Origin of the sequence: Streptomyces sp. NPDC052052 (assembly GCF_040680455.1) — a bacterium.
Lineage (GTDB): Bacteria > Actinomycetota > Actinomycetes > Streptomycetales > Streptomycetaceae > Streptomyces.
Genome location: NZ_JBFAWU010000002.1, coordinates 97,383 through 123,921, shown reverse-complemented (window position 1 = coordinate 123,921; position 26,539 = coordinate 97,383). Strand labels below are relative to the sequence as shown.

Annotated in this window: 20 protein-coding genes and 1 riboswitch; of the genes, 15 read left to right on the top strand and 5 right to left on the bottom strand. The window is 71.3% G+C overall.

Annotation, left to right across the window (positions count from 1 at the left end):
• Window positions 1–28: 28 nt before the first annotated feature.
• Entirely contained in the window at window positions 29–2,173 is a 2,145-nt protein-coding gene (locus AB0L71_RS02415; RefSeq protein ID WP_365236980.1) for a primosomal protein N', read from the top strand.
• A gap of 81 nt (window positions 2,174–2,254) precedes the next feature.
• On the opposite strand, the gene AB0L71_RS02410 is transcribed toward AB0L71_RS02415, so the two are convergent.
• The gene (locus tag AB0L71_RS02410) at window positions 2,255–2,803 is read right to left on the bottom strand and encodes a hypothetical protein (RefSeq protein WP_365236978.1); all 549 of its coding nucleotides are present in this window, start codon (window positions 2,801–2,803) and stop codon (window positions 2,255–2,257) included.
• A 230-nt stretch (window positions 2,804–3,033) separates the two neighbouring features.
• On the opposite strand from AB0L71_RS02410, the gene fmt reads away from it, so the two are divergent.
• The 4 genes from fmt (at window position 3,034) to AB0L71_RS02390 (ending at window position 7,564) form a co-directional block, all read left to right on the top strand.
• Window positions 3,034–3,966, top strand: a complete 933-nt coding sequence (gene fmt / locus AB0L71_RS02405; protein ID WP_365236976.1) for a methionyl-tRNA formyltransferase — start codon at window positions 3,034–3,036, stop codon at window positions 3,964–3,966.
• A 109-nt stretch (window positions 3,967–4,075) separates the two neighbouring features.
• Entirely contained in the window at window positions 4,076–5,509 is a 1,434-nt protein-coding gene (locus AB0L71_RS02400) for a transcription antitermination factor NusB (RefSeq protein WP_365236974.1), read from the top strand.
• Between the two features lie 197 nt (window positions 5,510–5,706).
• On the top strand, window positions 5,707–6,390 hold the full coding sequence (rpe, locus tag AB0L71_RS02395) for a ribulose-phosphate 3-epimerase (protein ID WP_365236972.1): 684 nt from the start codon (window positions 5,707–5,709) through the stop codon (window positions 6,388–6,390).
• A gap of 160 nt (window positions 6,391–6,550) precedes the next feature.
• Entirely contained in the window at window positions 6,551–7,564 is a 1,014-nt protein-coding gene (locus tag AB0L71_RS02390; RefSeq protein WP_365237453.1) for a sugar-binding domain-containing protein, read from the top strand.
• Window positions 7,565–7,650: 86 nt separating this feature from the next.
• Here the strand turns inward: AB0L71_RS02390 and AB0L71_RS02385 are convergent, their stop codons facing one another.
• Window positions 7,651–8,673 (bottom strand): terpene cyclase, encoded by a 1,023-nt coding sequence (locus AB0L71_RS02385; protein ID WP_365237451.1) that lies wholly within the window; start codon window positions 8,671–8,673, stop codon window positions 7,651–7,653.
• A gap of 304 nt (window positions 8,674–8,977) precedes the next feature.
• On the opposite strand from AB0L71_RS02385, the gene AB0L71_RS02380 reads away from it, so the two are divergent.
• The 5 genes from AB0L71_RS02380 to AB0L71_RS02360 all read left to right on the top strand — a co-directional run bounded on the left by AB0L71_RS02380 (window position 8,978) and on the right by AB0L71_RS02360 (window position 15,511).
• Complete coding sequence (locus AB0L71_RS02380; protein WP_365236971.1) at window positions 8,978–10,444, top strand: GuaB1 family IMP dehydrogenase-related protein; 1,467 nt, start codon at window positions 8,978–8,980, stop codon at window positions 10,442–10,444.
• Window positions 10,445–10,691: 247 nt separating this feature from the next.
• Complete coding sequence (locus AB0L71_RS02375) at window positions 10,692–12,149, top strand: aldehyde dehydrogenase family protein (RefSeq protein ID WP_365236969.1); 1,458 nt, start codon at window positions 10,692–10,694, stop codon at window positions 12,147–12,149.
• A 110-nt stretch (window positions 12,150–12,259) separates the two neighbouring features.
• Window positions 12,260–12,715, top strand: coding sequence for an Lrp/AsnC family transcriptional regulator (locus AB0L71_RS02370; protein WP_365236967.1), 456 nt, complete (start codon window positions 12,260–12,262; stop codon window positions 12,713–12,715).
• Window positions 12,716–12,935: 220 nt separating this feature from the next.
• A complete protein-coding gene (locus AB0L71_RS02365; RefSeq protein ID WP_365236965.1) occupies window positions 12,936–13,733 on the top strand; it encodes a carbon-nitrogen hydrolase family protein in 798 nt (265 codons plus the stop codon).
• Window positions 13,734–13,804: 71 nt separating this feature from the next.
• Window positions 13,805–15,511: an NAD(P)/FAD-dependent oxidoreductase gene (locus AB0L71_RS02360; protein ID WP_365236963.1), complete on the top strand. Its 1,707-nt coding sequence runs from the start codon at window positions 13,805–13,807 to the stop codon at window positions 15,509–15,511.
• 65 nt (window positions 15,512–15,576) lie between these two features.
• Here AB0L71_RS02360 and AB0L71_RS02355 read toward each other — a convergent pair whose 3' ends face one another.
• Together AB0L71_RS02355 and AB0L71_RS02350 are read right to left on the bottom strand one after the other, a co-directional pair.
• Window positions 15,577–16,968, bottom strand: coding sequence for a solute carrier family 23 protein (locus AB0L71_RS02355; protein ID WP_365236961.1), 1,392 nt, complete (start codon window positions 16,966–16,968; stop codon window positions 15,577–15,579).
• Window positions 16,969–17,161: 193 nt separating this feature from the next.
• The gene (locus AB0L71_RS02350) at window positions 17,162–18,394 is read right to left on the bottom strand and encodes an MFS transporter (protein WP_365236959.1); all 1,233 of its coding nucleotides are present in this window, start codon (window positions 18,392–18,394) and stop codon (window positions 17,162–17,164) included.
• 144 nt (window positions 18,395–18,538) lie between these two features.
• Between AB0L71_RS02350 and AB0L71_RS02345 the strand changes: the two genes are divergently transcribed.
• Entirely contained in the window at window positions 18,539–19,726 is a 1,188-nt protein-coding gene (locus tag AB0L71_RS02345) for an ROK family transcriptional regulator (protein ID WP_365236957.1), read from the top strand.
• A 206-nt stretch (window positions 19,727–19,932) separates the two neighbouring features.
• Here the strand turns inward: AB0L71_RS02345 and AB0L71_RS02340 are convergent, their stop codons facing one another.
• The gene (locus tag AB0L71_RS02340; RefSeq protein ID WP_365236955.1) at window positions 19,933–22,272 is read right to left on the bottom strand and encodes a chitinase C-terminal domain-containing protein; all 2,340 of its coding nucleotides are present in this window, start codon (window positions 22,270–22,272) and stop codon (window positions 19,933–19,935) included.
• Window positions 22,273–22,573: 301 nt separating this feature from the next.
• A riboswitch (FMN riboswitch) is annotated at window positions 22,574–22,704 on the top strand.
• A gap of 158 nt (window positions 22,705–22,862) precedes the next feature.
• On the opposite strand from AB0L71_RS02340, the gene ribD reads away from it, so the two are divergent.
• The 4 genes from ribD to AB0L71_RS02320 are packed head-to-tail and all read left to right on the top strand — an operon-like array spanning window position 22,863 to window position 26,517.
• Complete coding sequence (gene ribD, locus AB0L71_RS02335; protein WP_365236953.1) at window positions 22,863–23,963, top strand: bifunctional diaminohydroxyphosphoribosylaminopyrimidine deaminase/5-amino-6-(5-phosphoribosylamino)uracil reductase RibD; 1,101 nt, start codon at window positions 22,863–22,865, stop codon at window positions 23,961–23,963.
• The gene (locus AB0L71_RS02330) at window positions 23,964–24,581 is read left to right on the top strand and encodes a riboflavin synthase (RefSeq protein ID WP_365236951.1); all 618 of its coding nucleotides are present in this window, start codon (window positions 23,964–23,966) and stop codon (window positions 24,579–24,581) included.
• Window positions 24,578–25,222: a nicotinamide mononucleotide transporter family protein gene (locus AB0L71_RS02325; protein ID WP_365236949.1), complete on the top strand. Its 645-nt coding sequence runs from the start codon at window positions 24,578–24,580 to the stop codon at window positions 25,220–25,222. Before AB0L71_RS02330 ends, AB0L71_RS02325 begins: the two co-directional genes overlap by 4 nt.
• Entirely contained in the window at window positions 25,219–26,517 is a 1,299-nt protein-coding gene (locus tag AB0L71_RS02320) for a bifunctional 3,4-dihydroxy-2-butanone-4-phosphate synthase/GTP cyclohydrolase II (protein ID WP_365236947.1), read from the top strand. The genes AB0L71_RS02325 and AB0L71_RS02320 overlap by 4 nt, the downstream gene beginning before the upstream one ends.
• Window positions 26,518–26,539 lie beyond the last annotated feature (22 nt).

Here is a 26,539-nt window from a genome sequence, read left to right as displayed (position 1 = left end):
GTCAGCGGTCTCTGGTAGGAATTTGGCTGTGAGCAGGAACAACGAGCGATCCGAAGGCCCCGCGAGCGGTGCCGCGGAACAGCTTGCGCTCATTCGCGAGTCGGTACGGACGGCCAAGGTGCCGCGGGCCAAGCCGCGGACCTGGCGCGGCGCCGCGCTCGCCAAGGAACTGCCCGTCGCCCGCGTGCTCGTCAACAAGGGCGCGCTCCACCTCGACCAGTACTTCGACTACGCCGTGCCCGAGGAGCTCGACGCGGACGCACAGCCCGGGGTGCGGGTGCGGGTGCGGTTCGGGGCCGGGGCGCGCCATGTCCGGGGCGGGCGGCGCGAGGGCGGCGGACTGGTCGACGGATTCCTCGTCGAGCGGCTGGCCGAGTCGGACTACACCGGCGCCCTGGCCGCGCTCGCCTACGTCGTGTCGCCCGAACCGGTGCTGGGACCGGAGCTGCTTGCCCTCTGCCGGGCCGTCGCCGACCGTTACGCCGGCAGCCTCGCCGATGTCCTGCAGCTCGCCGTGCCACCGAGGAACGGCCGGGCCGAGTCCAGGCCCTCGCCCGAGCCGCTGCCCCCGCCGCCCGCACCGCCGACGGGGAGCTGGGCGCGGTATGCCCAGGGGCCCGCGTTTCTGCGCGCCCTGGCGGAGGGCGGGGCGCCCCGGGCCGTGTGGACCGCGCTGCCCGGACCGCACTGGCCCGAGGAGATCGCCCGGGCCATGGCCGCGACCCTGTCCTCGGGGCGCGGCGCCCTCGTCGTCGTGCCGGACGGCCGGACCGCGGGACGGGTCGACGCGGCACTCACCGAGCTCCTCGGCCCGGGGCACCACGCACTGCTGACCGCCGACTCCGGGCCGGAGAAGCGGTACCGCGAGTGGCTCGCCGTGCGGCGGGGCTCCGTGCGGGCGGTCGTCGGGACGCGTGCCGCGATGTTCGCGCCCGTCGCCGATCTCGGCCTGGTCGCCGTCTGGGACGACGGGGACTCCAGCCACAGCGACGACAACGCCCCCTTCCCGCACGTCCGCGAGGTCCTCGAACTCCGTGCCGCACATGGCCGGTGCGCTTTTCTTCTCGGCGGTACCAGCTGCACGGTGGAGGCCGCCCAGCTGGTGGAGAGCGGCTGGGCCCTGCCGTTGCGCGCGGACCGGGAGCAGGTGCGGATCGCGGCGCCCCTGGTGCGCACGGTGGGCGACGGCGAGCTCGCGCGCGACGGCGCCGCCAGGACGGCCCGGCTGCCCAGCCTGGCCTGGCAGACGGCACGGGACGGGCTGCGCAGCGGGCCCGTCCTGGTCCAGGTGCCCCGCCGTGGGTACGCGCCGGGACTCGCCTGCGAGCGCTGCCGTGAGCCCGCCCGATGCCGGCACTGTGCCGGACCGCTCCAGGCGCCGGACCAGCAGGGTCTCGACTGCGCCTGGTGCGGGCGGGCCGAGACCGCCTGGGCCTGCGCCGCCTGCGGCAACCACCGGCTGCGGGCCCGGATCGTCGGCGCCCGCCGCACCGCGGAGGAGCTCGGCCGGGCGTTCCCCGCCGTCCCCGTACGGACGTCGGGGCGCGACCACATCCTGGACTCCGTGCCGGACGCGCCGGCGCTCGTCGTCAGTACCCCCGGCGCCGAACCCGTGGCCGAGGGCGGCTACGCGGCGGCGTTGCTGCTGGACGGCTGGGCGATGGTCGGGCGCCCCGACCTGCGGGCCGGGGAGGAGGCGCTGCGCCGCTGGACGGCTGCGGCCTCGCTGGTGAAGGGGCAGCAGGAGGGCGGCACGGTGGTGATCGTCGCCGAGCCGACGCTGCGGCCCGTACAGGCTCTGGTGCGCTGGGACCCGGTCGGACACGCCCGCCGTGAGCTGGCGGAACGTGCCGAGCTGGGCTTCCCGCCGGTGTCCCGGATGGCTTCGGTGACCGGCTCGGCCCAGGCGGTCGCAGGGTTCCTCGCAGCCGCCGAGCTGCCGTCGGGGACGGAGGTCCTCGGCCCCGTACCGGTGCCCGGCGCCGGGCCGGGCAGGCCCCGCAGGGCCTTTGAGGCGCCGCCGGGGGAGTCCTGGGAGCGGGCGCTGCTCCGGGTGCCTCCGGGGAGCGGCGCGGCGCTCGCGGCCGCCTTGAAGACGGCCCAGGCGGCACGGATGTCCCGGGGGAGCGGTGAGCAGGTCCGGATCAGGGTGGATCCGCCCGACATCGGGTGACAGCCCGGGTGGAGCGGACCCGGTGGCTGGTACGACGCCGCCCCGCCGCGCGTGGGCGCGACGGGGCGGGGCAGCGGACGGTCAGCCGTTGCGTGGTCCGGGGAAGACACCCGGGCGCAGGTCCTCCCGCAGCGCCGGGCGCTCGGTCGACGGCTGCGGGGGCATGGAACGCGCGGCAGGCACGGCGGGCAGCGCCGGTGCGGTGGACGGGCCGGGGTCCGCGGGTGCGGGACGTGACGCCGCGGTCTCCTCGACGGGCTCGGCCGCTGCCGTCTGCCGGGCGGTGCGGCGGGTACCGTAGCGGCGGTGCACCGCCTGCTTGGTGACCCCGAGCGCGGAGCCCACCGCATCCCAGGAGAAGCCCAGCGAACGGTCGAAGTCCACTGCGGCGGTGACCAGGGTCTCGACGCTGTCACGCAGCTCCTGGGCGAGCCTCACGGTGGGGGCCGGGGCTCTGCCGTAGACGACGAAGCCCGTGGACGGGCCGGAACGGCGCGGACGGTAGACGTTGCCCAGTTGGGCGGTGAGGGTGCGCAGTGCGTCCACCTGCCGCCGGACCCGCTCGATGTCCCGCACCAACAGATGCAGACTGGCCCGCGCTTGGGCGTCGTGGGTTGCGTGGTCGGCCATGAAGAAGCCTCTCGAACCGGCAATGAAAAGGGATCGGGCCGCACCGTGGCGGCTCGCTTCGGTCAATCTCTCTTGACCAACGCGTCAGCCGGGGATCTGGTCACGGTGCGGGGGCGCGTGCGTCTATCCAGGGGGCGCGCGGTCATGCGTACGCCCCCTGGTCGCATGGCCCATAGACTGGTGCGTTGCTCGTCACCGCACGTTTCGGCCCGAGAGGCAGTCAGCCACCCATGAAGCTCGTCTTCGCAGGCACCCCCGAGGTTGCCGTACCCGCCCTGGACGCCCTGATCGCCTCCGACCGGCACGAGGTGGCCGCCGTCGTCACCCGGCCCGACGCCCCCGCGGGGCGGGGCCGCCGGCTGGTCGCCAGCCCCGTCGCCGAGCGGGCCGAGGAGGCCGGCATCGAGGTGCTCAAGCCGGCCCGGCCGCGCGACGAGGACTTCCTGACGCGGCTGCGGGAGATCGGTCCGGACTGCTGCCCGGTCGTCGCCTACGGCGCGCTGCTGCCCAGGACCACGCTCGACGTGCCCGCGCACGGCTGGGTCAACCTCCACTTCTCGCTGCTGCCCGCGTGGCGCGGCGCGGCCCCCGTCCAGCACTCGATCATGGCCGGGGACGAGGTGACCGGTGCGTCGACCTTCCTGATCGAGGAGGGGCTGGACTCCGGACCGGTCTACGGCGTCCTCACCGAGGAGGTACGGCCCACCGACACCAGCGGCGACCTGCTCACCCGGCTGGCGTTCGCCGGTGCGGGGCTGCTCGTCGCGACCATGGACGGGATCGAGGACGGCTCGCTCCACGCCGTGCCGCAGCCCGCCGACGGGGTCACCCAGGCGCCGAAGATCACCGTCGAGGACGCCCAGGTGCGGTGGTCCGCCCCTGCCCTGCGGGTCGACCGGGTGGTGCGCGGCTGCACCCCCGCTCCCGGCGCATGGACGCTGTTCCGCGGTGAGCGGCTGAAGCTGATCCAGGCCGCGCCCGTGCTGGACCGTGCCGATCTGGCGCCCGGCGAGCTGTCGGCGGCCAAGAACAATGTGTACGTGGGCACCGGATCGCATGCCGTCGAACTGCTCTGGGTCCAGCCGCAGGGCAAGAAGCCGATGCGCGCGGCGGACTGGGCCCGCGGGGTGCGGATCGTCCACGGCGAGCTGCTCGGAAGCTGACGCAGCAGCAGGGGGAGAGGCCCCGGGCCACTCCGGCGGCATCCGGATCCGGGGCGGCGACGTAGGCTGGGAGGGTTCGCCCACTCACTGTCAGCGGAGCACCTTTCACGTGAACGACCAGCAGCGTCGCCGTCCTGCCAAGCCGCATCGCCGCCCCCGGAAGGACCCCGTCCGGTTCCTTGCCTTCGAGGCGCTCAGGGCGGTCGACGAACGCGACGCGTACGCCAACCTCGTCCTCCCTCCGCTGTTGAAGAAGGCCCGCGCCAAGGGCGACTTCGACAACCGGGACGCGGCGCTGGCGACCGAGCTGGTCTATGGGACGCTGCGGCGCCAGGGGACGTACGACGCGATCGTCGCCGCCTGCATCGACCGGCCGCTGCGCGAGGTCGATCCGCCGGTGCTGGACGTGCTCAACATGGGCGTGCACCAGCTCCTCGGTACCCGTATCCCCACCCACGCGGCGGTCTCCGCCAGCGTGGAGCTGGCCCGGGTGGTGCTCGGCGAGGGGCGGGCCAAGTTCGTCAACGCCGTCCTGCGCAAGGTCTCCGCGGACGACCTCGACGGCTGGGTGGCGCGGGTCGCCCCGTCGTACGAGGAGGACCCCGAGGACCATCTCGCGGTCGTGCACTCGCATCCGAGGTGGGTCGTGTCCGCCCTCTGGGACGCCCTGGGCGGCCCCCGCGCCGGGATCGAGGACCTGCTCGAAGCGGACAACGAACGGCCCGAGGTCACCCTGGTCGCCCGCCCCGGCCGCTCCACCACCGACGAGCTGCTCACCGCCCTCGGCGACGGGAACGGCCTGCCAGGCCGCTGGTCGCCCTACGCGGTGCGGATGGCCGAGGGCGGTGAGCCCGGGGCGCTCGACGCCGTGCGGGAGGGCCGCGCCGGGGTCCAGGACGAGGGCAGTCAGCTGGTGGCCGCCGCCCTGGCCGGCGCACCGTTGGAGGGCAGCGACACCCGGTGGCTGGACGGCTGCGCGGGGCCCGGCGGCAAGGCCGCGCTGCTCGGGGCGCTGGCCGCCGAACGCGGCGCCGTCCTGCTGGCGGCCGAGAAGCAGCCGCACCGGGCCCGCCTCGTCGAACGCGCGCTGGCCGGCAACCCCGGCCCGTACCAGGTGATCACCGCCGACGGCACCCGCCCGCCGTGGCGGCCCGGCACCTTCGACCGGATCCTGATGGACGTGCCGTGCTCGGGCCTCGGCGCACTGCGGCGCCGCCCGGAAGCGCGCTGGCGGCGGCGCCCGGAGGATCTGGAGAGCTTCGCACCGCTGCAACGCGCGCTGCTGCGCGAGGCACTCAAGGCGGTCCGGGTCGGCGGCATCGTGGGTTACGCGACCTGCTCGCCGCATCTCGCGGAGACCCGGGTCGTCGTCGAGGACGTGCTCAAGGGGCGTGGCGGACAGCCGGTCGAGGCGGAGTGGGTCGATGCCCGCCCGCTGATGCCGGGTGTGCCCGCGCTCGGCGACGGTCCCGACGTGCAGCTGTGGCCCCACCTGCACGGCACGGACGCGATGTATCTGGCACTGCTGCGGCGCACCGCCTGACGCGGATTCCGTGACCCCGCCGGTCCGCGGCGGGCCCGTCGGCTTCGGGCCCGCCGCGGACCGGCGAGGGCCGAAGATGGCTGAAAAGCCCGTATCGCCCCGCCCGGAGGCATGGATTCCGCGAACTGTAATGATCCCGTGAGGCTTTGGCCCGCACCACGGCAAGGAAGTGGCCGGGAACATGGCAGGCTTGGCACATGGCCCAGATCAACCCCAGCATCCTGTCCGCCGACTTCGCCCGGCTCGCCGAGGAGGCGAAGGCAGTCGAAGGTGCCGACTGGCTCCATGTCGACGTGATGGACAACCATTTCGTGCCCAATCTGACCCTCGGCGTGCCGATCGTGGAATCGCTCAGCCGGGCCACGGACACCCCGTTGGACTGTCACCTGATGATCGAGGACGCGGACCGCTGGGCACCGCAGTACGTCGAGGCGGGCGCCGGTTCCGTCACCTTCCACGTGGAGGCCGCGGCGGCCCCCGTACGGCTGGCGCGGGAGATCCGGGCCAAGGGGGCCCGCGCCTCCATGGCGCTCAAGCCCGCGACGCCCATCGAGCCGTACGAGGACCTGCTCCCCGAGCTCGACATGCTGCTGATCATGACGGTGGAGCCGGGTTTCGGCGGTCAGGCGTTCCTGGACATCATGCTGCCGAAGATCCGCCGCACCCGTGAGCTGATCTCCAAGCACGGTCTCGAACTGTGGCTCCAGGTCGACGGCGGGGTCTCCGAGTCCACCATCGAGCGCTGTGCCGAAGCCGGTGCGGATGTGTTCGTCGCGGGTTCGGCGGTGTACGGGGCGCAGGACCCGGCCGACGCGGTGCGTGCCCTGCGGGCCAAGGCCGACACGGCCACCTCCGCGGCGGCCTGGGCGTGCCGCCACTGAGGCGGTGACCGTGGCCGGGAGCCACCCGGCCCCATACCGGGCCGGCCGGGCCAGGGCAGAGGGACGTGGTCCGACGGGACCGATCAGGGATCGCCGGATCTGACAGGATGAACGGCGTATCGAGCGTGTGAACAGCAGTGAGGAGATCGCGGTGTCTGCAATGTCGGCGGGACGGTCCGCCCTGCGGATGGGGCCCGCGGAGCTGGTGCAGGCGGCGGCCATGGCGCGCCGCTTCTATCTCGAAGGAAAGTCGAAGATCCAGATCGCCGAGGAATTCGGCGTCAGCCGCTTCAAGGTGGCCCGGGTCCTGGAGACGGCTCTGGAGCGCGATCTCGTACGGATCGAGATCCGCGTACCCGCCGAGCTGGACGCCGAGCGCTCCGACGCGCTCAGGGCCCGTTACGGGCTGCGTCATGCGGTGGTCGTGGAGTCCCCGGCGGAGGAGCAGGAGGACGCCCCCGACCCGGAGAACCTGGGCGAGGTCGCGGCCGACCTCCTCGGGGAGCTGGTGAACGAGGGCGATGTGCTCGGTCTGGCCTGGGGCAGGTCCACCATCCACATGGCGGCGGCTCTCGACCGGCTGCCGCCGTGCACGGTCGTGCAGCTCACCGGGGTGTACGACGCGGGGACGGCCGAGCGCGGCTCGGTCGAGGCGGTCCGGCGGGCGGCCCAGGTGGCCGGCGGCGAGGCCCATCCGATCTATGCGCCGATGCTGCTGCCCGACCCCGCGACGGCCGCCGCGCTGCGCCACCAGACCGGCATCGCCCGCGCCTTCGAGTACTTCGACAAGGTGACGGTCGCCGCGGTCTCCATCGGATCCTGGGAGCCCGGCATCTCCACCGTCCACGACATGCTCTCGGAGGAGGAGCGGGCGCACTACGCGTCCCTCGGCGTCGCCGCCGAGATGTCGGCACACCTCTTCGACACGGAGGGGCGGCGGGTCGGCCGGGACCTGGGCGAGCGTTGCATCACGGTCGAGGCCGACCGGCTGCGCCGGATCCCCGAGGTGGTCGCGATCGCGGGCGGTCAGCGGAAGGCTGCGGCGATCGGAGCGGTGCTGCGGTCCGGACTCGTCACCAGCCTGGTGACGGACACGGCGGCGGCCGACTACCTGCTGACCGCGTCGGCGCCCCGGCGGCCGGCGCTGGAGCGGGCGGATCCGGACGGGACCTGAGCGGGTCCGGGGCAGGCGGCGCCTGAGCGGGTCCGGGGCGGGCGGTGGCCCGCCCGGCCCCGATCCCCTCCCCGGTCCCCGGTGATTCAGCGCTGAGCCACGCCCAGGACCGTCGCCTCCAGGTACTCCTGCGGTTTCTCGTACTGGCCGGCATCCGCCGGGCTGTAGCGGGGGGTCTGCCGCGACCAGTCCAGGTTGCCGCGCATCCAGCTCCGCATCCCGTCCAGGTACGGCGTGAGCATCCAGGACAGCTGGGGATACGCGGACAGCAGCGCGGCCTCGGCGCTGAGGAAACGATCCGTCTCCGTGGCGATCCGCGTGCAGACGTGTTCCAGCGCCTGTTGCTTGCCGTATCCGCGATGGTGGCGGACCAGATGGACGAGATTGTGGATCTCGCCGAGCATCTGCTCCTTCTCGTACGAGTACACGTCGTTGGCCCAGCACACGACATTGCACGACGCCTCGACCGCGGTGACGAACCGGGGATCGTCGTGGATCGACTCGGGCGCCTCGATCCCGGCCACGATCTCTATCAGGTCCATGCAGACATGGATCGCGCCGGTGTGCCGGCGCTTGGCGATGTACGTCTCCTCGGACGGCACCACCCCCGCCGCCCGGTTGCCGGTCTCCCAGGTGGTGGCCGTCATCAGATACGTGGTGAGGTGCTGCGCGAACCGGGCGCGCCAGTGCGCGGCGGCGTTCGGTGTCGTCCGTTCCCACAGATCGGCCAGGGCGACCACGGCGGCGGGAAGGTCCTCGTCCGGCAGGGCGCCCGTCCCGGTGCCGTCGATCAAGGACCGCATCACCGCGACGACGTCCCGCACCCGCTCCGGGCTGTGGCCCAGCACGCCGTCGTCGAGCTGGTCGTCGACGAGGAACAGCCAGACGAACCAGTCGGCGACGAGGGCGAGGCTCTCGCGGTCCGCGGTCGGGTGCACCATGCCGACGAAGGAACCGAAGTCCGCCTGCTCGAAGCGTTTTCTGGCCGAATCATGGTTCACCAGACCGGTGTTGCGTATCCAGGAGTCGAGGTGGACACGCGTGTGCCCGACGTGCGGATTCGTGCGTCGGGGGAACGGGCAGTAAATGTCCGGCAGTTCGTTCCGCACGGGCGGGTCGTGATCCTCTCCGGTCTTGTGAGTGACGGAAGTTGTGACCATTCGACTGTCCTTCCAGGGCGTACGTGTGACCCGCGGGACCTGCGGGGTGAAGCTACCTGACCGGTTGTCACCAGGTCCAGGGCGGGTGATCGTGCATGAATCGGGCCAGGCGGGGGTAGGGGGCCCTGATAGGGCAGGTGTCGCCTGCCCGGAATTCCCGCTGCGCCCTTTGGGGGAACGTACGAGCGCGGGAAGCTTTTGCTGTGTTTTTGTGGAGGCGACCTGCGCCGATCCATGTGAAAAAATTATCGTTATGCGTTTCCTTGAGCCCGGCACCGGTCGTTACACAGATTCCCCTTCGGTTCCGTACGACCTCACGTACGACGATGTCTTCATGATTCCGGGCCGTTCGGCGGTCGGATCCCGCCAGGGAGTCGATCTCGCCTCCCCCGACGGAAGCGGCACCACCATCCCGCTCGTCGTCGCGAACATGACGGCCATCGCGGGCCGTCGGATGGCCGAGACGGTCGCCCGGCGCGGCGGGCTCGTCGTCATACCCCAGGACATTCCGATCGATGTCGTCACCGATGTCGTCTCCTGGGTGAAGACGCGCCATCTCGTGCTCGACACGCCGATCGTGCTGACCCCGGGGCAGACGGTCGCCGACGCCCTGTCCCTGCTGCCGAAGCGGGCGCACGGCGCGGGCGTCGTCGTCGACGCGGAGCACCGGCCCGTCGGCGTCGTCACCGAGCACGACCTGACCGGCGTCGACCGCTTCACGCAGCTCTCCGAGGTCATGTCCAGGGACCTGGTGCTGCTCGACGCGGACATCGATCCGCGTGACGCCTTCACCACCCTCGACGGCGCCCACCGCAAGCTCGCCCCCGCCGTCGACGCGGACGGCCGTCTCGCCGGCATCCTCACCCGAAAGGCCGCACTGCGCGCCACCCTGTACACCCCGGCCACCGACGCCGCGGGCAGGCTGCGGATCGCGGCCGCCGTCGGGATCAACGGCGACGTCGCGGGCAAGGCCAAGCAGCTGCTCGACGCGGGCGTCGACACGCTCGTCGTGGACACCGCCCACGGCCACCAGGAATCCATGATCAACGCGATCCGGGCCGTCCGTGCGCTGAGCCCCCGGGTGCCCGTCGTCGCGGGCAACGTCGTCGCCGCCGAGGGGGTGCGCGACCTCGTCGAGGCCGGAGCGGACATCATCAAGGTCGGTGTCGGTCCCGGGGCCATGTGCACCACCCGGATGATGACCGGCGTGGGTCGGCCGCAGTTCTCGGCCGTCCTGGAGTGCGCTGCCGAGGCGAAGAAGTACGGCAAGCACGTCTGGGCCGACGGCGGTGTCCGTCACCCGCGCGATGTGGCCATGGCCCTCGCCGCAGGTGCGTCCAATGTGATGATCGGCTCCTGGTTCGCGGGTACGCACGAGTCGCCCGGTGACCTGCAGCAGACCGCCGACGGCCGCTTCTACAAGGAGTCCTTCGGCATGGCGTCCGCGCGCGCGGTGAAGAACCGTACGTCGGACGAGTCGGCGTACGACCGGGCCCGCAAGGCGCTCTTCGAGGAGGGCATCTCCACCTCGCGGATGTTCCTCGACCCGGTCCGGCCCGGCGTCGAGGACCTGATCGACTCGATCATCGCGGGTGTCCGTTCCTCCTGCACGTACGCCGGTGCGGCCTCGCTGGAGGAGTTCGCCGAGAAGGCGGTCATCGGGATGCAGAGCGCCGCCGGTTATGCCGAGGGCAAGCCGCTGCACGCCAGCTGGAGTTGATCCGCACACCCTTTCAACACCGTTGCCCCCCGCGGACGTTCGTTCCGTGGGGGCAACGGCGTTCCGGGACGCCCGGGGCGGGCAGGAGCACCGTGCTTGGCACGGTTCCGTCTCGCCCCTCTTCTCGCAGGTGACCAGGGGTGTTCGATCCAGGCGTTCGGAAAACCCGTGATCCGCTCCAACGTCGTTGGTTTGTAAGTAATATGAAGGCCAATCAACTACCCGCCCCTCTGTGGTAAGGGATCTCATGTCCTTCTTCACCGACTTGGCCCATCAGTACATCGACGGAGAGTGGAGGCCGGGCAAGGGCTCCTGGGACATCATCGACTTCAATCCGTACAGCGGGGAGAAGCTCGCCTCGATCACGGTCGCGACGGCCGACGAGGTGGACCAGGCGTACCGGGCCGCCGAAGCCGCCCAGCAGGCCTGGGGTGAGACCAACCCGTATGCCCGACGGCTGGTGCTGGAGCGGGCGCTGCGCATCGTCGAGGAGCGCGAGAGCGAGATCGGCGACGCGATCGTGGCGGAGCTGGGCGGCACCCGGCTGAAGGCGGCCTTCGAGCTGCACCTCGCCAAGGAGTTCCTCCGGGAGTCGGTGCACCTCGCGCTGCGCCCCACCGGGCAGATCCTGCCGTCGCCGACCGAGGGCAAGGAGAACCGTGTCTACCGGGTGCCGGTCGGTGTCGTCGGTGTCATCAGCCCCTTCAACTTCCCGTTTCTGCTGTCGCTGAAGTCGGTCGCCCCCGCCCTCGCGCTGGGCAACGGTGTGGTGCTCAAGCCGCACCAGAACACCCCGATCTGCGGCGGCACGCTGGTGGCGAAGGTGTTCGAGGAGGCAGGGCTGCCGGCCGGACTCCTGAACGTCGTGGTCACCGACATCGCCGAGATCGGTGACGCCCTGCTGGAGCACCCCATTCCGCAGGTGATCTCCTTCACCGGCTCGGACAAGGTGGGACGGCACGTCGCCACCGTGTGCGCGGCGAACCTCAAGCATGCCGTGCTCGAACTCGGTGGCAACAGTGCGTTCATCGTCCTCGACGACGCCGACCTGGACTACGCCGTCGACGCGGCGGTCTTCAGCCGGTACGTGCACCAGGGCCAGGTCTGCATGGCCGCGAACCGGATCCTGGTCGACCGGGCGGTGGAGAAGGAGTTCACCGAGAAGTTCGTCGCCAAGGTCGCCTCGCTGCGGGTCGGCGACCCGGCCGACCCCGAGACCCAGATCGGGCCGCTGATCAACTCCTCGCAGGCCGAGGCCATTTCCTCGCTCGTCGAGCAGACCGTCGAGGCCGGTGCGACGGCTCTGCTGCACGGCGGCACCGAGGGCAATCTGGTGAGCCCCTCCGTGCTGACCGGCCTGGCCGCCGACTCTCCCGTGCTCTCCCAGGAGATCTTCGGACCGGTGGCGCTCATCGTGCCGTTCGACGGCGAGGAGGAGGCGGTCCGTATCGCCAACGACACCCCGTACGGTCTGAGCGGTGCGGTGCACACCGGCAACATCGAGCGCGGTGTGCGCGTCGGGCAGCGCATCCACACCGGCATGATCCACATCAACGACGGCACGGTCCACGACGAGCCCGTCGTCCCGTTCGGCGGCGAGAAGAGCTCCGGCCTCGGCCGGCTGAACGGCGACTCGATGATCGAGGCCTTCACCACCCAGAAGTGGATCTCGGTGCAGCACGGCCGCTCGCAGTTCCCGTTCTGACCGCTCGCCGGACGAGGTGGGCGCGCCGGGCGAGGCGGCGCGTGGTCTACTTCGGGGGCGGCCCGCGCCGCCCCCGAAGCAGACCATCACAGAGAAGTGAACCGTCCGACGTGCGCCTGAACGACCTCGACGAACGCATCGTCCACGCCCTCGCCGAGGATGCCCGGCGCTCCTACGCGGACATCGGCGCGCTCATCGGTCTGTCCGCGCCCGCCGTGAAACGTCGCGTGGACCGGCTGCGCGCCGAGGGTGCGATCACCGGTTTCACGGTGCGCGTGGATCCGGCGGCGCTCGGGTGGGAGACCGAGGGGTTCATCGAGGTCCACTGCAGCCGCAACACCTCGCCGGAGGTGATCAAGGAGGGGCTGGCACGCTTTCCGGAGATCGCGTCGGCCTCCACGGTGACGGGGGAGGCCGACGCCCTCGTGCAGGTCTTCGCAGCGGACATGCGCCACTTCGAGCAGGTGCTCGAACGGATCGCGGGCGAGCCGTATGTGGAGCGGACCAAGTCCGTGCTGGTGCTGTCGCCGCTGTTGCGACGGTACGGGTCGGGGGCGCCGGAATAGGGCACACCACGGGCCCGCCCGGGGCGCGCGGACGGGGGGTTGGACGAGACCCCGATCACCCCGGTGGCCTGCGAGGACGCGGCGCGCAATGAATCGCCGCCTCGGCCCTTTGGCGCGCAACGGATCGACGGTACACGCGCAACGCTCGCGTCTTGTCCGGGCTGATCGGCGGACCGTACCGTCAATGCGTCCCGCCCCGCCGCACCGCCCGAGGTCAACCATGCCCCCCTTGCGTACCGCCCTGCTCCAGAGTTCGGGGCGTCCCGGGCAGGTGGCTGAGAACATCGAGGTCCTCGAACGGGCCGCGGCGCGAGCGGCGCAGGACGGAGCCCGGCTGCTGGTCTGCCCCGAGCTGTTCCTGACCGGGTACGCGATCGGGGCCGAGGTGCCCGCGCTGGCCGAACCGGCCGACGGGCCCTCGGCCGGGGCCGTCGCCGAGATCGCCGCACGGCGCGGGCTCGCGGTCCTGTACGGCTACCCGGAACGCGCGGGAGAGCGGATCTTCAACGCCGCGCAGCTCATCGGACCCGACGGGGTGGCGCTCGCGAACTACCGCAAGACCCATCTCTTCGGATGCTTCGAGCGGGAGTGGTTCACCCCGGGCGAGCAGACCGTCGTCCAGGCCGAACTGGACGGCGTACGCGTCGGGATCATGATCTGCTACGACGTCGAGTTCCCGGAGAACGTCCGCGCACACGCCCTCGCGGGAACCGACCTGCTGCTGGTTCCCACCGCGCAGATGCACCCCTTCCAGTTCGTCGCCGAGTCCGTCGTACCGGTCCGCGCCTTCGAGAACCAGATGTATGTCGCGTACGTCAACAGGACCGGTCCGGAAGGCGAGTTCGAGTTCGTCGGGCTGAGCTGCCTGGCCGGCCCGGACGGCACCGTCCGGACCCGCGCCGGGCGCGGTGAGGAACTGGTCACCGGTGAGGTCGACCTCCTGCTCCTGAGCGCCTCGCGTGCCGCCAACCCGTATCTGGACGACCGCCGCGCCGGTCTGTACGGCTCCCTGCTCTGAGCCCGCCGCCCCCGCTCCGCCCCTTCCTCGTTTCCTCGTTTTCCTGTTTTCGTGCAAGGAGTCCGTACCCCATGACGTCCACGGTGCCCAACGCCGTACAGCACACCGACGCGGCCGAGCCCATCACCATGTTCGGACCGGACTTCCCCTATGCGTACGACGACTACCTCGCGCACCCCGCGGGGATCGGGCAGATACCGGCGACCGCGCACGGCACCGAGGTCGCCGTCATCGGCGGCGGGCTCTCCGGCATCGTCGCCGCGTACGAGCTCATGAAGATGGGGCTCAAGCCGGTTGTGTACGAAGCGGACGAGATCGGCGGCCGGCTGCGCACCGTCGGATTCGACGGCTGCGACCCGCAGCTCACCGCGGAGATGGGCGCGATGCGCTTCCCGCCGTCCTCCACCGCACTCCAGCACTACATCGATCTGGTCGGTCTGGAGACCAGGCCGTTCCCCAACCCGCTCTCACCGGCCACCCCGTCGACCGTCGTCGACCTCAAGGGCGAGTCGCACTACGCGCGGACCATCGCCGACCTGCCACAGGTCTATCGCGATGTGATGGACGCCTGGAACCGGTGCCTGGAGGAGGGCGCGGACTTCTCCGACATGAACCGCGCGATGCGCGAGCGCGACGTGCCGCGCATCCGGGAGATCTGGGCGAAGCTGGTCCGCAAGCTCGACAACCAGACCTTCTACGGCTTCCTCTGCGACTCCGACGCCTTCACGTCCTTCCGTCACCGTGAGATCTTCGGCCAGGTCGGCTTCGGCACCGGCGGCTGGGACACCGACTTCCCCAACTCCATCCTGGAGATCCTGCGCGTCGTCTACACCGAGGCGGACGACCACCACCGGGGCATCGTCGGCGGCAGCCAGCAACTTCCGCTGCGCCTCTGGGACCGCGAACCGCGGAAGATGGTCCACTGGCCGCTCGGTACGTCCCTGTCCTCGCTGCACGACGGCCGGCCGCGCCCCGCCGTGACCCGGCTGCACCGCACCGCCGGGAACCGGATCACCGTCACCGACGCCACCGGTGACATCCGCACCTATTCCGCCGTGATCTTCACCGGGCAGTCCTGGCTGCTGCTCTCGAAGATCGACTGCGATGAGGCGCTCTTCCCGATCGACCACTGGACGGCGATGGAGCGTACCCACTACATGGAGTCGTCCAAGCTCTTCGTCCCCGTCGACCGGCCGTTCTGGCTGGACGAGGCCGTCGACGACCGGGGCGTGCCGACCGGGCGGGACACCATGTCGATGACGCTCACCGACCGGATGACCCGGGGGACGTATCTGCTGGACGACGGCCCCGACCGGCCCGCCGTCATCTGCCTCTCGTACACCTGGTGCGACGACAGTCTGAAGTGGCTGCCGCTCAGTGCGAACGAGCGCATGGACGTCATGCTCAAATCGCTCGGCGAGATCTATCCGGACGTCGACATCCGGAAGCACATCATCGGCAACCCGGTGACGGTCTCGTGGGAGAACGAACCCTGGTTCATGGGGGCCTTCAAGGCCAATCTGCCCGGCCACTACCGTTACCAGCGGCGGCTGTTCACCCACTTCATGCAGGACCGGCTGCCCGCCGACCGGCGGGGTCTGTTCCTGGCGGGCGACGACATCTCCTGGACGGCCGGATGGGCCGAGGGCGCCGTACAGACCGCGCTCAACGCGGTGTGGGGTGTGATGGCCCAGTTCGGCGGCGCGACCGATGCGGCCAACCCCGGTCCCGGCGATGTCTTCGACGCCATCGCCCCGGTCGAGCTTCCGGAGGACTGAGCCGCGCGGCCCCGGCCGGTCCCAGGGACCGGCCGGGGCCGCGCGGTACGGGATCGCCGCTCGTACTACGGCTTGTCCGCCGGTGCCGTCTCGCCGTAGGCCGACGTCCCCGAGTCCAGCAGGGGCTCCTGGCCCTTGAGATGCGCCGGGGCGAAAGCTCGCAGGACGTGGTAGCCGGTGATCACCACGATCGTGCCCAGCGCGATACCGCTCAGCTCGAAGGTGTCGGTGATCTTCAGACCGACCCCGCCGACACCGATGATGATGCCCGCCGCGGCCGGGACGAGGTTCAGCGGGTTGCGCAGGTCGACCTTGGCGTGCAGCCAGATCTGGGCGCCGAGGAGCCCGATCATGCCGTAGAGGATCACGGTGATGCCGCCGAGCACACCGCCGGGAACGGCGGCCACGACCGCACCGAACTTGGGGCAGAGCCCGAAGAGCAGCGCGAAGCAGGCCGCGGCCCAGTACGCGGCGGTGGAGTAGACCCGGGTGGCGGCCATGACTCCGATGTTCTCCGAGTACGTGGTGTTCGGCGGACCACCCACCGCGGTCGACAGCATCGACGCGGCACCGTCGGCCGCGATCGCGGTGCCCAGCTTGTCGTCCAGCGAGGCGCCGGTCATCTCGCCGACGGCCTTCACATGTCCGGCGTTCTCCGCGATCAGCGCGATGACCACCGGCAGGGCGACCAGGATCGCCGACCACTCGAAGCTCGGTGCGTGGAAGGAGGGGAGACCGATCCAGTCGGCCTTGCCGACGCCCGACAGATCGAGTCGCCAGTGATCGACGGCCTCGGCGCCGCCCATGGGGGAGTGGATCTTGCCGAGGACCCGGTCGAGGACCCAGGAGAGCACGTACCCGAACACCAGGCCGAGGAAGATCGCGATACGCGAGAAGAACCCGCGCAGGCACACCACGGCCAGCCCGGTGAACAGCATCACCAGCAGTGCCGTCCACTGGTCCTGCGGCCAGTACGTGGACGCCGTCACCGGGGCCAGGTTGAAGCCGATCAGCATGACGACGGCGCCGGTGACCACCGGAGGCATCGCCGCATGGATGATGCGCGCGCCGAACCGCTGCACCACCAGACCGACGAGGAACAGCGCCACGCCGACCACGAACACCGCACCGGTGACCACGGCGCTGCTGCCGCCGCTCGCCCGGATCGTCGCGGCGACCCCGACGAACGAGAGCGAACAGCCCAGGTAGCTGGGCACCTTGCCGCGGGTGGCCAGCAGGAAGATGGCTGTCGCGACACCCGACATCATGATCGCCAGGTTCGGGTCCAGGCCCATCAGCACCGGGGCGACGAACGACGCACCGAACATCGCGACCACGTGCTGGGCGCCAAGTCCGAAGGTACGGGGCCAGGAGAGCCGTTCGTCCGGCCGGACCACGGCCCCTGGGGCGGGGGTCTTTCCGTCGCCGTGCAAGGTCCAGCGCACGCCGAGGCCCATGGTCGCTCCCTGAGGGTAGGTGCGGAGTCGCGTGCCTCGACGGGCCCGGCGCACACCGCAGAAATGTTCGGAGCCATGGTAATGCCGGAGCGCGCCGCGCCCGGGGGCGGGACCGTGGGCGCGATCTTGTGGTCAGCACCCCGCCCTGGTCAGCGGTGGGAGAGCGCGCATACCGCGGCGCCCGGCCGCCGGCTCAGGGGCGTGGCTCGGCCGCCGCCGCGCTCGGGGTGGCGGCGCCCGGGGACGGCGCGGCCTTGCGGTCGGCCGCGCGCAGCACTCCGGCGCCCACGACCAGGCCGAACGCCAGCACCGTCACCAGACCGAACGACACGACCAGCGAGGTCGCCTCGGCCAGTGAGCCGATCGCGGACGGGGCGATGAGCCCGGAGGTGTAGGTGATGGTGGCGACGCCGGCGATCGCCCGGCTCGGGTTCGGGCCGCTGCGTCCGGCCGCCGCGAAGGCGAGCGGGACGACCACGGCGATCCCGAGACCGAGGAATCCGAAGCCGCACATCGACAGCACCGCGTTCGGTGACGCGACCACGAGGAGCCCGCCGACCGTGGCGAGGATGCCGCCGACCCGTACGGTGCGGACCGCGCCGAAGCGGTCGACGACCTTGTCGCCGGCGATCCGGGCCACCGCCATGGTGAGCGTGAACGCCGTCGTGGACGCCGCGGCGAGCCCGGCGGAGGTGTCCATGACGTCCCGCAGATAGACGGCCGACCAGTCGAGGCTGGCGCCCTCAGCGAACACGGCGCAGAATCCCACCGCGCCGATGATCAGCGCCGACCTGGGCGGCAGTGTGAAGCGCGGCGGCGGCTCCTCGTCCGGCTCGCTGCGCAGGTCCAGTACGCCCTGGCAGGCGAGCAGGCCGAGCACGGTGAGGGTGAGGGCGGCGAGGGAGTGGTGCAGCCGGGCGTCGGCGCCCAGATGCGCGGCCACCGTGCCCGCCGCGGAACCGATCAGGGCACCCACGCTCCACATTCCGTGCAGCCCGGACATGATCGACTTGTCGAGGCGGTTCTCCACTTCGACACCGAGGGCGTTCATCGCCACGTCCGACATGCCGGCCGACGCCCCGTACACGAAGAGCGCGGCGCACAGCGTCAGCAGGTTGGGTGCCAGCGCCGGCAGGACGAGTGCCAGGGTCCACAGGGCGAGCAGACCGCGCAGCGCGGTCCGGGTGCCGAAGCGGTGGCTGACCGCACCGGCCAGCGGCATCGCGAGCGAGGCGCCGATCGCGGGGAAGGCCAGGGCGAGCCCGAGCTGCCCCGCGCTGACCCCGGCGTGGTCCTGGATCCAGGGCACCCGGGTGGCGAAACTGCCGGTCACCGCGCCGTGCACGGTGAAGACCGTGGCGACGGCGAACCGGGCTCGCCTCACCTGCTCCCTGCCGAAGACCGTCCCTGTGGAATCCGTCGTCATACCGCCGTGCCCTCCCCTGGAAATCCTCTGGTACCGGCGCGTTCGGCGCCCGCCTCATGGTGCGGCCGTAAACTATCAGGAACCCTGCCTGATAAATAGTCCACCCTCTGATCCCGTGCGGCAGCGATCTGGAAGGATCCCGGCATGCCCGCATCACCGAGCACCGCTCGGGCCATCAACGACCGGCTTGCCCTGCGACTGCTCCAGCAGGACGGCCCGCTGACGGCCGCCCAGTTGAAGACCCGGACCGGTCTCTCCCGGCCCACCGTCGCCGACCTCGTCGAACGGCTGCAGGGAGCCGGTCTGATCCGGGTGGTCGGCGAGGCCGGTGCCGAACGCCGCGGCCCGAACGCCCGGCTGTACGGGATCGCCGCCGACCGTGCCCACCTGGCCGCGCTCGACGTACGCACCGGCAGTGTTGCCGTGGTCGTCGCCGATCTCCTCGGCGCCACGCTCGCCGAGGCCACCCTGCCCATCGCCGGTGACACCGGCACCGAGGCCGCGGCCGAGCAGGCCGCCGCACTGCTGGAACGCACCGCGCGCGAGGCGGGCGCCGCGCTCCACAGCGTCGGCATCGGCGCGCCCGGTCTGATCGACCCGGTCACCGGCGAACTGCGCGACACCACCGGGCTGCCGGCCTGGCACCGGCGGCTGGTGCGGGTGCTCCAGCAGCGGCTGCCCGCGACCGTGCTGGTCGAGAACGAGACCAATCTCGCCGCCGTCGCCGAACACCGCGGCGGCGCGGCCCGCGACCGCGACACCTTTGTGCTCTTCTGGCTCGGCCATGGTGTCGGCGCCGCCGTCATGCTGGACGGGAAGCTCCGCCGCGGGGTCTCGGGCGGAGCGGGCGAGATCGGCTTCCTGCCGGTGCCCGGCACGAGCGGCACCCCCTCGGCCGTCAACTGCGAGGGCGGGTTCCATTCGCTGGTGGGCTCCGGACCGGTCTGCGAGCTGGCCGCCGTCCACGGCATCGCCGTGCCGCCGGGCGCGGCCGAGGGGGACAAGGAGCCGGGCGCCGCGGCAGTGGTCCGGGCGGCGCTGGCGGGGGAGGGGGAGAGCGAGGCGTTCCTGGACGCTCTCGCCGAACGGATCGCGCTCGGCGCCGCCGCGGTCACCGCGGTCCTCGACCCCGGCTGTGTGCTGCTGGCGGGCGAGGTGGGCCATGCGGGCGGCGACGCGCTCGCGGCCCGGGTCGAGGAGCGGCTGGCCGGGATGTCACCGCTGCGCACCGAGGTCAGGGCCGGCCGGCTGGGCGGCGGCGCGGTGCTCCGTGGCGCGCTGCTGGCCGCCCGGGACGCGGCGCAGGACGATCTGTTCACTCCGGCGGGCTGAACCGCCCGGCGGGAGGATCCCTGGACAGAACACCTGGCTCTCCCGCGATGTACCGGGGCCGCACACGGACCCCGCGCCGGTGTCCGGCACACCATGGACGTGCCCGGCGGCGGCACACCATGGACGTGCCCGGCGGCGGCACACCATGGACGTGCCCGGCGGCGACCGGGGGAGAACCGGTCACCGCCGGGCGGTCGGCGGGAGCGTCAGCAGGCGCCGAGGTCCTGCCAGACACCCCACTCACCGGTGGTGCCGGGCGTCTCGCCCTTCGTCCACCACTTGGCCTTCCACTCGTGCGAGCCGTGGCTGACCGTCGTACCGCCGCCGTACTCGGCGGTGGCGCTCCAGGCGGGAGCGGTGCAGCTGCCGCCGGTGGGGCCGGGGCTCGGGCTGGTCGACGGGTCGGGCGACGGCGAGGTGCCCGTACCGGGCTCCACCGGTGTGGTGCCGCGCGCCAGATCGGCGGCGAGGGCGTATGACTTCCCGCCGAAGGTCACCGTCCAGTTCGACGGCGTGGAGACAGGCAGGTAGTAGACGAAGTCCACCTGGACCGAGGCGCCGGGAGCCAGGCTCTGCCAGCTCGGCAGCTTCAGGGAGACACGGTGGTAGTCGCCCTTCAGCCCGCCGATGTTGTTCGCGGCGGTGTGATCGCTGCGCACGATCGTCGTGCCGAAGCCCGACTGGTCCTTGGCGTTGGCGGGCGCCGACGTCGCGTAGTCGAACTGGAACTCGGTACCGCCGGGCAGGGTTGTCGCGGTGTTGTTGGTGATCTTCAGCTTGGGGCTGATCGGATAGTTGGAGTCGCCGAGCGGGAACTGGTCGAACGACACGTCGATGTCGAGCGTCTCGGTGGGCAGATCGATGGTGGACCGCTTCGCGCCGTACGGGGCGGCCGACTTGAAGGCGTCGTACATCGTCGACGTGAGTGTGGAGCCCGGTTCGTACTGGCCCTTGGCCGCGTTCCAGCCGTAGTCGCCCGCGAGTTCCCAGATCATCGTGCCGCCGATGCCCTTGTCGACCACGTAGGCCGCCTTCGCGGCCACCGACTGCTCGTCCTCGGTGGAGAGGAAGACCTTCTTCTGCGCGTTCCACAGCCAGGGTGCGACCAGCGTCGAGTCGTACTTGCGGACGTAGGTGCCGGTCAGCTCGGTGTCGGCGGCGAATCCGTAGTCGGTGACGTAGTCGCCGACGATGCCCTTCTCCAGGTTCTTCGCATGCCACATCGGGTTCGAACCTGCGGGCGACTCCTTGCCGTTGGCGTCCAGGTCGTGCCAGAGGTTGTCGATGCCGACGGCGCCGTCACCGCACTTCGTCAGCCCCGCGCCGGCCGGGCAGTCGGTGGTGGCGGCCCGCCCCCACAGGCCGTCCGTGCCGCCCTGCACGTTCTTGAAGCCGCGGGTGTAGTACGGCAGGCCGATGTTGATCCGCCCGGACGGCATCGAACCGCGGAAGTAGTGGTAGGCCCAGTCGGTGTTGAGATAGCCCGTCCCGCCGTACTGCGAGGTCGAGTAGACGCTCGCCTGGGCGAGTTCGGCGTCCTTGCCGTCGTCGTAGAGCGCGGCGTTCGGCCCGACGTACTCGTTCCAGGCCCCGTGCAGGTCGTAGGACATGATGTTGACGTAGTCGAGGTACTTCTGGACCTGGAAGGTCTCCATGCCGCGCAGCAGATAACCCGACGAGGGCGCGGCGACGCTCAGCAGATAGTGGGTGCCGTCGGCGGCGGACGCACGGTCGAGCTTCTCGCGCAGGGCCTTCATCAGCGCGGCGTAGCCCTTGACCAGGCCGGCGCGGCGGGCGTTGGACAGCGTCCAGTCCAGCGGGTTGCCCGCGTCCTTCATGGTCGTCGGGTACTCGTAGTCGATGTCGACGCCGTTGAATCCGTACTTCTTGATGAAGGCGACCGTCGAGTCGGCGAAGGTGTTGATGCCCGCCTGGTTGACGGAGCCGTCGGCGTTGGTCGCCATCGAGTAGAAGCCGCCCGAGTCGACCCTCTGGCCGCTGTCGTCGAAGTAGCCGCCGGTCTCGGCCCAGCCGCCGACCGACACCATGGTCTTCACGTTCGGGTACTTCTTCTTGAACTTGCTGAGCAGGTTGAAATGTCCCTGATAGGGGAGGGCCGGGTCCATCTCCGCGCCCGCGATGCCCGGCCAGGTCATGCCGGTCGAGGCGTTGTCCGGGCCGTCGGCGCCCACGGAGATCTTGTTGTCCGCGTCGACGTGGGCGAACGCGTAATTCAGATGGGTGACCTTGTCCCAGGGGATGTCGGAGGCGAGATAGGCGGGCTTGCCGTCCTTCCCGGTCCGCCAGTTGGTGAAGTATCCGATGACGCGCCGCTGGTGGTCGGCGCCCATCTTCTCGCGGCCCTCGGTGTCGTAGACGGAGCAGTAGGGGACGGCGGTACCGGGTGTCTCGTAGAGCCCGTCGGGGCGACAGGACTCCTGGTCGGCGGCGGCCGACGGGGTGGCGGCGAGCGAGCCCATGAGCAGGCCGGCGACGGCCACGGCGGCCGTGAGCAGGGTGGCTCTCGCACGGGTGCGGGACAGCACGTTCGGTTCCTCCAAGGGAGGTTCGGCAGAACACAACGGGCAGGACGGGTGGTCGTGTTGATGTCCCGGGCGTGCGCACACCGCGGGACCGCTCCTCGGAGGTGACGCAGAGATTAAAAGGACTAGACCACTGCGTCAATAGGTCTGGACCTTTAAGGTTGGTCCGGGGTGCGACTGCCCGGTCGCGGCCCCGCTTCGGCCGGTCCGCGCGGATCCCGCCCGGCCCGCCTGTGAGCCACCCCACAGGTGCTCGCCCGAATGGCCCTTGCGCGGGCATGGCACACTGGGCGTGTACCAGCAGCAGCGCACTCCGGGGTCGGTGCAATTCCGAACCGGCGGTTATAGTCCGCGACCCGTCCGCATCCAGCGGCCGGTTGACCAGGTGGGATTCCTGGACCGACGGTTAAAGTCCGGATGGGAGGCAGTGCGCGGCGGGCCGTTTCGCGGGTACGCCGCCGTCGGCGGATGGTCATCGGGCGACCGATCCATCCGTGGGTCCGACCTTTCGGCGTTCCCCCCGTTGCGTTCCCGCTCGATCTGTCGTCATCGACAGGCCCCGGAGTCCGTGCCCGAAGAGGCAGGAGGACCCGGTGGCCACCGCAGCCGACATCACCGCCATGCGCCGAGCGATCACGCTCGCAGCGCGCGGTCTCGGCTCCACCAGCCCCAACCCGGTCGTCGGCTGCGTCATCCTCGACGCCACGGGCCGGCAGGTCGGCGAGGGGTTCCACCAGCGCGCCGGCGGGCCGCACGCCGAGATCCACGCCCTGCGCGCCGCGGGCGACCGGGCCCGGGGCGGCACCGCCTACGTCACTCTCGAACCCTGCAACCACACCGGCCGCACCGGCCCCTGCGCACAGGCGCTCGTCGAGGCCGGTGTCACCCGGGTCGTCTATGCGGTCGGCGACCCGAACCCACAGGCCACCGGAGGCGCGGACACCCTGCGCGCGGCCGGGGTCGAGGCCGAACAGGGCCTCCTGGCGGACGAGGCCGAGGCCGGCAACGCGGCCTGGCTGACCTCGGTGCGTCTGGGCCGCCCCTACGTGCTGTGGAAGTATGCCGCGACGCTCGACGGCCGGATCGCCGCCGCCGACGCCAGCAGCCGCTGGATCACCTCCGCCGAGTCCCGCGCCGACGTCCACCGGCTGCGCGCCCAGGCCGACGCCGTCGTGGTCGGCTCCGGCACTGCCCGCACCGACGACCCGCAGCTCGGTGCCCGGGGCGTCGAAGGCGCCGTCCAGCCCCTGCGGGTCGTCGTCGACACCGACGCCACCGCCGTGCGCCCCGGAGCCCGAGTCCTCGACGGCACCGCTCCCACCCTGATCGCCGTCGCCGACGACGCCGACGCCCGCCATCTCCCCGAGGCCGCCGTCCTGCGGCTGCCGCGCGCCACGACCGGCCGCGGCCTGGACATCCCCGCACTGCTCACCGCCCTGTACGGGCGGGGCGTCCGTTCCGTGCTCCTCGAAGGCGGCCCGACCCTGGCCGGGGCCTTCGTCGCGGCGGGACAGGTCGACAAGGTCGTCGGCTATCTCGCCCCCGTGCTCCTCGGTGCGGGCCCCGCGGCCCTCGCCGACGCCGGAATCTCCACCATGGCCCAGGCCTTGCGGCTCGACGTGACCGAGACCGTCCGTATCGGCCCCGATCTGCGTATCACCGCCGTCCCCGGCCCCGTCCGGAAGGAAAACTGAGTGTTCACCGGAATTGTCGAAGAACTGGGCGAAGTCACCGCTGTCGAGAAACTCGGCGACGCCTCCCGCTTCCGCCTGCGCGGTCCCCTCGTCACCGAAGGCGCCAAGCACGGCGACTCCATCGCCGTCAACGGCGTCTGCCTCACCGTCGTCGATTTCGCCGAGCACGAGTTCACCGCCGATGTGATGGCCGAGACACTGAACCGGTCCAGCCTCGGCGCCCTGTCGGTCGGTTCCCGGGTCAACCTGGAGCGCCCCATGGCGGTCGGCGGCCGGCTCGGCGGCCACATCGTCCAGGGCCACGTCGACGGCACCGGCCACATCGTCGAGCGCAAGGTCTCCGAGAACTGGGAGATCGTGAAGATCTCCCTGCCCGCGGACCTGTCCCGCTACGTGGTGGAGAAGGGGTCGATCACCGTCGACGGCGTCAGCCTGACCGTCGTGGACGCCGGACCCGACTACTTCACCATCAGCCTCATCCCCACCACCCTCGCGCTGACCACGCTCGGCATCAAGAAGCCCGGCGACCCGGTCAACCTGGAGGTGGACGTCATCGCGAAGTACGTCGAGCGGCTGCTCGGCACCACCGCGCAGGAGCCCGAGGAGCCGGTGAAGTGACCGCGCTGAACTGGCTGAACTCCGAGGCGTTCACCGTCCTCGGGCAGCACATCATCTGGTCCGACATGATCGGCAACACGGTCGGTCTCTTCGCACTGGCCCTGGGCTGGCTCCGTTCGATCTGGACCTGGCCCGCCCAGCTCCTGTCCGGTGTCGTGCTGGTCGCCGCCAACGCGTCGGTGCACCAGGCGGGAAGCGTGGGCAAGCAGCTCGTGGTCATCGCCGTGGCCGTATGGGGCTGGCAGCAGTGGACCCGGGGCAAGCGGCAGGCCCAGGACGGCTCCCTCGCCGTACGGTTCGCCACCTGGCGCGAACGCGGTTACCTGCTGGGCGGCGCCGCGGTCGGCACACTCGCGGTCGGTGGCCTGTTCACCGCGTTCCCCTCCCTCTCCTGGAGCCCGTGGGCGGACGCGTACATCTTCGCGGGCACGCTCGTGGCGATGCTCGCCCAGGCCCGCGGCATGGTCGAGTTCTGGTTCGCCTGGCTCCTCGTCGACCTGGTCGGTGTGCCGCTGAACTTCCACAGCGGTCTCGCCTTCTCCGGTCTCATCTACGTCGTCTACGGCGCCCTCGTCCTGTGGGGCATGCGCGACTGGTGGCTGCGTTCGCGGACACCCGCTCTGGAAGGAGCCACGGCATGACTGCCCAGCCCACCTGGCTGCACCGGGAGCACGAGATCCCCGTCGAGGACCTGGGCCTCGACCCCGTCGAGCAGGCGATCCGCGACATCGCCGCCGGACGGCCCGTGGTGGTCGTCGACGACGAGGACCGGGAGAACGAGGGCGACCTCGTCGTCGCGGCGGAGAAGGTCACCCCCGAGATCGTCGCGTTCATGATGAGCGAGTGCCGTGGTCTGATCTGCGCACCCATGGAGAGCGACGAGCTGGAACGGCTCGAACTCCCGCAGATGGTCGACCACAACACCGAGTCGATGCGCACCGCGTTCACCGTCTCCGTCGACGCGTCGGCGGCCCACGGCGTGACCACCGGCATCTCCGCCTCGGACCGGGCCACCACGCTCCGGCTGCTGGCCGGCGGCGAGGCCGGACCCGGTGACTTCGTACGGCCCGGCCACGTCTTCCCGCTCCGCGCCCGCCCCGGTGGGGTGCTGGTGCGCAACGGCCACACCGAGGCCGCGGTCGACCTCGCCCGGCTCGCGGGGCTGCGGCCCGCCGGGGCGATCGTCGAGATCGCCGGCGAGGACGGTGTGATGCTGCGGCTGCCCGAGCTGGTTCCGTTCGCCCGCAAGCACGGCCTCACGATCATCTCCATCGAGGATCTGGTCGCCTACCGCCGCACCTCGGAGCCGACCGTCCGCCGTGAGGCCGAGGTGCGGCTGCCGACGGGCTTCGGCACGTTCACCGCGTACGGCTACCGTTCCACCGCCGACGGCGTCGAACATGTCGCACTCGTTCACGGCGACATCGGGGACGGCGACGACATACTGGTCCGGGTCCACTCCGAGTGCCTGACCGGTGACATCTTCCAGTCGCAGCGCTGCGACTGCGGCCCCCAGCTGCACGCCTCCATGCGCCGGATCACCGAGGAGGGTCGCGGTGTCGTCGTGTACCTGCGCGGCCACGAGGGCCGCGGCATCGGCCTGCTGTCCAAGCTGCGTGCCTACGAACTCCAGGAGCGCGGCATCGACACGCTCGACGCCAACCTGGAGCTCGGCCTGCCCGCCGACGCCCGGGACTACGCGGCCGGCGCCCAGATCCTCAAGGACCTCGGCGTCCACAGTCTGCGACTGATGACGAACAACCCCGACAAGACGGCCGCGGTCCAGCGGCACGGTCTGGCCGTCACCGGCCGCGAGCCGATGCCCGTCCAACCGGGCGAACACAACCTGCGGTACCTGCGCACCAAGCGCGACCGCATGGGGCACGACCTTCCGTGGCTCGACGCCGCCACGGCGCCGACCTGCGGCAACCAGTGAACGACCACCGAAACGAGCGGTA